Source organism: Microcystis sp. M49636_WE2 (assembly GCF_030065375.1).
Taxonomy (GTDB): Bacteria; Cyanobacteriota; Cyanobacteriia; order Cyanobacteriales; family Microcystaceae; genus Microcystis; species Microcystis aeruginosa_C.
This window is the reverse complement of record NZ_JASJFG010000854.1, coordinates 1-1,036: the sequence shown is the minus strand read 5'-3', so window position 1 is coordinate 1,036 and position 1,036 is coordinate 1. Positions and strand designations below refer to the sequence as shown.

Annotated in this window: 1 protein-coding gene and 1 other RNA gene; both read left to right on the top strand. The window is 42.5% G+C overall.

What is annotated here, in order from left to right; genetic code table 11:
* Positions 1 to 181 precede the first annotated feature (181 nt).
* Positions 182 to 646 carry a hypothetical protein gene (locus tag PX484_RS19545; RefSeq protein ID WP_004267957.1) on the top strand — a complete coding sequence of 155 codons (465 nt, stop codon included), beginning with the start codon at positions 182 to 184 and terminating at the stop codon, positions 644 to 646.
* A 268-nt stretch (positions 647 to 914) separates the two neighbouring features.
* Positions 915 to 1,036, top strand: a transfer-messenger RNA (tmRNA) gene (gene ssrA, locus PX484_RS19540); the annotation flags it as partial.

Below are 1,036 nucleotides of genomic sequence, written 5' to 3'. Positions count from 1 at the left end.
GCTCGTTTATCAGTTAATCTGCTGGTTTCTAGTCTAACAGTTCTCAGTTTTTTCCGTCTGGGGATGCGTTAGCGCCGCCCAACCCTGCTAAATTTTTCTCCTTCATATCTCTTAATAAAAACCTTGATTCGAGCGCTCATCACCCGCAAGATTAAAGAAAGAGCGACTCAGGATTAAAATAATGGCCACAGCGACACAATTCTTAAACATTTCTGACTTGACAAAAGATGATTATTGTGTATTCGGTTTAGCAATTTGTTTTCTCAAACAGGAGGGAGAATTAGAAAAAGTGGCGGTGTTAGAACCGATTCCCTCGGCGGCCCTAGAGGCAATTGTCAAAGGAATTCCCACTTCCTACGAATTTGCCCGCGCCATGAGTTTAGGAGAGGTTTTTCAGGACGATAATCCTCAAATACCTAGTAATTTCCCCGATAATACCCAATTATGCGAGAATTTTGTCGAAAGGGCGATTGCGGCCACTCGCACCTATAAAAATCAACCCCACCTGCAAGGGTTAATCTCCTTGGGCAGCCAAAAAAACGATTTAAACTTTTCCCTAGAGAAAAAACGCATCTTGAATGCTGTTCATGTGGTGCGGACGGAGGATAACGTCAAACAACATTCTCACACCCATAAGGTTTTGTAATCAAGGTTAGTTCGGGTTAGGGAAATTTTGCCGTTTTCCCTGATTCCGAACTCAGGTTATCGCAGTGGAGCAATAGCTGCTCAATTAATTGTTTAGTCTCTGGTGATACTAATCGAGGGCAAATATAGGATAATTCTCCCAAAAATCAGCGATAAAAACCTTTTTTCCCATCTAGACTGGCTCTAACCCTTGGGAAGATCGGAAAAATCTCAATTGAGCCACAATTAGCTTAATCAAAAAATATGCTACAATCAGAATGTAAGCACAAGGGGCCGTAACGGTTTCGACAGGTTAGCGAAAGCTCCCCCGTGATACAGGTCGAGAGTGAGTCTCCTCTCGTAAATCAAAGGCTCAAACAAAAAGTAAATGCGAACAACATCGTTCCTTTCG